This window comes from Corallococcus praedator (assembly GCF_003612125.1).
Classification (GTDB): domain Bacteria; phylum Myxococcota; class Myxococcia; order Myxococcales; family Myxococcaceae; genus Corallococcus; species Corallococcus praedator.
Window position 1 is genome coordinate 1 of record NZ_RAWI01000575.1, and the last position, 4,485, is coordinate 4,485.

General features: G+C 66.2%; 6 protein-coding genes and 1 pseudogene. 1 reads left to right on the forward strand and 6 read right to left on the reverse strand.

All coding sequences use genetic code 11. From position 1 onward, the window contains the following. A pseudogene (locus D7Y13_RS38995) lies at positions 1–426 on the forward strand (glycoside hydrolase family 31 protein); the annotation flags it as partial. A 7-nt stretch (positions 427–433) separates the two neighbouring features. On the opposite strand, the gene sitI6 reads toward D7Y13_RS38995, so the two are convergent. From sitI6 to xth, 6 genes are all read right to left on the reverse strand, one after another. Beyond that, complete coding sequence (sitI6, locus tag D7Y13_RS39000) at positions 434–1,147, reverse strand: SitI6 family double-CXXCG motif immunity protein (RefSeq protein WP_158620437.1); 714 nt, start codon at positions 1,145–1,147, stop codon at positions 434–436. A gap of 16 nt (positions 1,148–1,163) precedes the next feature. Further along, complete coding sequence (gene sitA6, locus D7Y13_RS49095; RefSeq protein ID WP_120584911.1) at positions 1,164–1,838, reverse strand: SitA6 family polymorphic toxin lipoprotein; 675 nt, start codon at positions 1,836–1,838, stop codon at positions 1,164–1,166. Further along, the gene (locus D7Y13_RS39010) at positions 1,838–2,119 is read right to left on the reverse strand and encodes a hypothetical protein (RefSeq protein ID WP_147444419.1); all 282 of its coding nucleotides are present in this window, start codon (positions 2,117–2,119) and stop codon (positions 1,838–1,840) included. The genes sitA6 and D7Y13_RS39010 overlap by 1 nt, the downstream gene beginning before the upstream one ends. Positions 2,120–2,121: 2 nt before the next feature. Then, positions 2,122–2,394, reverse strand: coding sequence for a hypothetical protein (locus tag D7Y13_RS39015; protein WP_147444420.1), 273 nt, complete (start codon positions 2,392–2,394; stop codon positions 2,122–2,124). Between the two features lie 67 nt (positions 2,395–2,461). Next, positions 2,462–3,634 carry a threonine synthase gene (locus D7Y13_RS39020; protein WP_120584914.1) on the reverse strand — a complete coding sequence of 391 codons (1,173 nt, stop codon included), beginning with the start codon at positions 3,632–3,634 and terminating at the stop codon, positions 2,462–2,464. 14 nt (positions 3,635–3,648) lie between these two features. Beyond that, positions 3,649–4,485, reverse strand: an 837-nt coding sequence (gene xth, locus D7Y13_RS39025) for an exodeoxyribonuclease III (RefSeq protein WP_341870467.1), incomplete at its 5' end; no start/stop codon positions are given.

Sequence of the window (4,485 nt, forward strand, 5' to 3'; positions counted from 1 at the left end):
GTGCGGGAGGGAGGCCAGTACGTCATCGCGGACGGGCCGCTGGACACGGTGCCGGTGTGGCTGCGGGCCGGAGGGGCGGTGGCGCTGACACAGCCGGCGATGCACACCACGGACGCCAACTGGAAGCACCTGGAGTGGCACGTGCACGCGGCGCCGGAGATCCACGGGCGCCTCTACGAGGACGCGGGGGACGGGTACGGGGCGTCGCGGCTCACGGTGCTGCGTGGCGAGCTGGTGGACGGGGTGCTGCGATTGGAGCGGAATGAGACGGGAGCGCTGGCACGGACACGGTCGGAGGAGACGGTGCGGGTGTATGGCTTGGGTTCCGTGCGTCAGGTGGCGGGGGCGCGGGCGCACCGGTTCGAGGAGGGCGTGCTGGAGCTTCAGGTGGGGGCGGACTGGACGCGGCTGGTGGTCGAGCCGTAGTGCGGCGTCAAGTCACAGGCACTTCCTTGAACACGACCCCTTCCAGGCCGAGGCGTTTGACGGCCTCGACGAATCGCTCGGTGGCGATGATGAGGGTCGTGAAGTCCGCCAACCGGAACAGGTCTTGTCCTACTGGCAGCGTGCCTCCATCCAGGATTGGACTATCGGGGAGGATGTCTCCCTGACGTCCGCATCGTTCACACGGGCGCTCACGTCCATCCAGGAAGCAACTGTCGTGAAGCCGGCCAAAAGGATGAAGCTCGACTTCTAGCAACTCAGGAGGGGTTCTCTCCCTGAAGTGCAGGTCCATCTTGCTCGTAATGAGTTCGATGCCCGCTTCTTCGCGAAGCCGCTCCAGCGCCTGACGCTGAATCACAAGCAGCCAGGCGTACGGCAGATGCAACGCCCCCCACCGTCCCGTAGCCTTTGCTCTGAGTAGCCCGAACTCTGAATCAGGAAGAAGAAGAGCGCCTGGGGGCGTATGTGGCCGCAGCAGGTCTCGCAACCGCTCATACTCTTCGAGCGGTACCTGCCTCGCCTCCGCAAGCTCATGACGAAGTGACCATCCGGAGAGGTCAACGGACGGGTATGCCTCACCGAGCCCCCCAGGACTGGCTTCACAGACGGGGCAGAGTCCCCCAGGAAGCCCCCATTGATGCACTCCATTCAGGAAGCCGGTGAAGCGTGGGCCCTCTTCGGGAAGAAGCTGGAAGAACTTCACGTATTCCTCCTGAGGCTTATCGAAGCCCGTAGTAGGGAACAATGGGCCCCATGATGTTGAACTCAATGATCATCCGGCCCAATTGCTCCTGAATCTGCTTCGGGGTCGCGTTCCGGTGGGTGATGGCGAAGTCGCGCCACGCCTGATTCCAGGGACCTCCTCGTCCTCCCGCTCCATGCAATCTCACGTGTTCAGCTCGCGGAATCACCATCGTGAAGTCATGAACATCAATATTCGCTTGCCGCTTGAAGTATCTGGCGAGGCGGTCCTCTTGAGGGTAGAGATGGTGGCGAACCCAACCCGAACCTGAAGGCTTCCGGCCATCCGGCGGTGCCGGCGGTGCCGGATGGTCGTACCAACGGATAACGAAGATGGCTTCTCGGTCACCCGGCAGGGGCTGAGCAGCGCCCCGATACCGGCGAGGTCCAAAGCCCGGTGCCGAGGCCGCCGCCGGAGGCCGGACCCCGCCTCCCCGCGCCAGCAACGTCCCGGTGTCCTCGCAGTGGTAGAGCCCGCACAAGTCGTCGGCGCAGACGAGCGCCACGCACTTGTCGTCCTCTCCGCAAGCATCCTCCCCTACGGACTCCACCTCATCCCAGTAAACAAGGGCAGGACGCGTTGACGCGCACCCCATCAGGGCCGTCGTCAGGAGCAGGAGCAGCGCGAGAACCCGAGCCTGCGGGCGCCTCATCAGAACGTGCCCGGAGGAAACGGCAACACGGGCGCGTAGCCACCCGGCTCAATCGGGCCCAGATGCTCAAGCACGGATTCGTAACGTGCATCCCCGGGCTTGATGATGAACAGGGCCTGTCCGACGATCGCCCCCGGAGCCGAAGCGCCCATCCGGAGCTCCAGCACCCCATCCAGCCGCAGGTGCGCCGAGCCCACGGGACTGGGGGGCTTGGGTTCGGGCACCTCCGGCATGCCAGGAGGACGGGGAGGACGCGGGGGAACCTTCGAGGAATCGCTCATGGTCATGACTCCGCTGGAAAGCAGTCCTTCACTTCCCAGTACACCGCGCTCCCGCCCTTGAACGTCGGTTCCTGGAGGGACGACAGGACTTTTTCCAGCTGATCCGTCTTGAAGGTCAGCACGACGTTCTCGGACTCCACCAGTTGAAATTCCGAAATGAAGTTCTTCATCACGATCTGGACGTTCACCGCCTGCGAGAGCTTGTTCTCCAATACCAACCGCTTGAAACCCGTGGCAGCCCGCCTGTGACCAAACTCAACCTGGACGTAGTGCATGTCTTTCATCCCAACGGCGCGGTCGCATTTGACAACCCGCCATGCGCAATCCAAGACAGCCGCACCGTCACCACAGCGGCGCCATGTTCTCCACGTACTTGAACCCCGTGCCCGTGTTGAACACGACCACGGACTCCTCCGCCGTCACGTCCCCGGCCGCATGCAGCTTCTTGAGCGCCGCCACGCACGCGCCGCCCTCGGGCGCCACGAACAGGCCTTCCGCGGCGGCGATGTCCTTCGTGCCCTGGACGATCTCCTCCTCCGTCACCGACACCGCCGTGCCGTGGCTGTCCTTCACCGCGCGAAGGATGAGGAAGTCACCCAGCGCCTTGGGCACCCGCAGGCCGTGCGCGTGCGTCGTCGCCCCCGGCCACATCGGCGCGTCCGGCTTGCCTTCCGCGTGCGCCTTCACGATGGGCGCGCACCCCTGCGCCTGCACCGCCACCATCCGGGGCCGCTTCGAGCCGATGAGCCCCATCGCCTCCAGCTCCTCGAAGGCCTTCCACATTCCGATGAGCCCCGTCCCCCCACCCGTCGGGTACAGGATGACGTCCGGCAGCGTCCACCCGAGCTGCTCCGCCAGTTCGTAGCCCATCGTCTTCTTGCCCTCGACCCGGTAGGGCTCCTTCAGCGTCGCGCACTCGTACCAGCCGTGCTCCTTCGCGAGCCCCGCGCACACCCGCCCCGCGTCGGAGATGAGTCCCTCCACCGTCTCCACATGCGCGCCGTAGGCCCGCGTCTCCATCAGGAACAACGACGCGATGTCCTTCGGCACGAAGACGTGCGCCTCCATCCCGCCCCGCGCCGCGTACGCCGCCAGCGCGCTGCCCGCGTTCCCCGCTGAAGGCAGACACACCGCCTGCGCCCCCAGCGCCTTCGCCATCGACACCGCCGCGGACAGGCCGCGCGCCTTGAAGGACCCCGTGGGGTTGCCGCTCTCGTCCTTCACGAGCACGCGATTCAATCCCAGCCACCCGGCCAGCCGGGGCGCGGACAGAAGCGGCGTGAAGCCCTCCCCCAGGCTCAGCCGGTGCGCCGGGTCTTCCACCGGCAGCACCTCGTGGTAGCGCCACATCGAACGCTCGCGCCCGGGCAGCGCTTCGGGCCGCAGCGTGCGGGCCGCGCGCTCCAGATCGTAGCGCGCGAACAGCGGCGCCTGACACGCCGTGCACAGGTTCCACACCGAGCCCGGCGCATACGTCCGGTCACACTTCGTGCAATCCAATCGGAGGACGGACATGCCCCCGACTCTACTCAGTCCTTCAACTCCAGCCACACCGGCGCGTGGTCCGACGGCTGCTTCCCCTTGCGCTCCTCGCGGTCCACGTCGCACGCCGTCAACCGGGGCACCAGCGGCGCCGTGAGGAACAGGTGGTCGATGCGCACGCCCAGGTTCTTCGGGAACGCCAGCATCCGGTAATCCCACCAGGAGAACTTCTGCTCCGTCGGGTGCAGGTGCCGGAACGCATCCGTCAGCCCGAACGCGCGCACCTGCTGCAACACGTCCCGCTCCCGCAACGTGAACAGCGTCTGCCCTTCCCACTGCGCCGGGTCGTACACGTCGATGGGGTCCGGGGCGATGTTCCAGTCCCCGCCCAGCACCAGCGGCTCGTCCGGCTTGTGGCGCGTCTCCAGGTAGCGCTTGAGCCGGTGGAACCACTCCAGCTTGTACACATACGCGTCCGAGTCCACCTGCTGCCCGTTGGGCGCGTACGCACTCACCACCCGCACGCCCCCCACCGTCGCCGCGATGAAGCGCGCGTGCGTGTCATCCACCCCGTCCGACAGGCCCTTCACCACGTCCGTGGGCTCCTGCTTCGCCAGGATGGCCACGCCGTTGTACGTCTTCTGCCCGTGCACGGCGGCGAAGTAGCCCGCCTCCTTCACCGCATCGAAGGGGAAGTCCGCATCGGTGCACTTGAGTTCCTGAAGGCAGAGCGCGTCTGGCTGGTGCTTCTTCAACCAGTCCACCAGCCGCTGCTGCCGGGCCCTCACCGAGTTCACGTTCCAGGTCGCGATTCGCATCGCCGCCGACCGTCGCACGCGGCCCACGCCCCCTGCCACGCTTTTCCTGTCTCTTATACACAACTG

Excerpts from the sequence above, each read along its gene's own strand:
- sitA6 (WP_120584911.1), bottom strand. The coding sequence starts at position 1,838 with ATGAGGCGCCCGCAGGCTCGGGTTCTCGCGCTGCTCCTGCTCCTGACG.
- D7Y13_RS39010 (WP_147444419.1), bottom strand. The coding sequence starts at position 2,119 with ATGAGCGATTCCTCGAAGGTTCCCCCGCGTCCTCCCCGTCCTCCTGGC.
- D7Y13_RS39015 (WP_147444420.1), bottom strand. The coding sequence starts at position 2,394 with ATGCACTACGTCCAGGTTGAGTTTGGTCACAGGCGGGCTGCCACGGGT.
- D7Y13_RS39020 (WP_120584914.1), bottom strand. The coding sequence starts at position 3,634 with ATGTCCGTCCTCCGATTGGATTGCACGAAGTGTGACCGGACGTATGCG.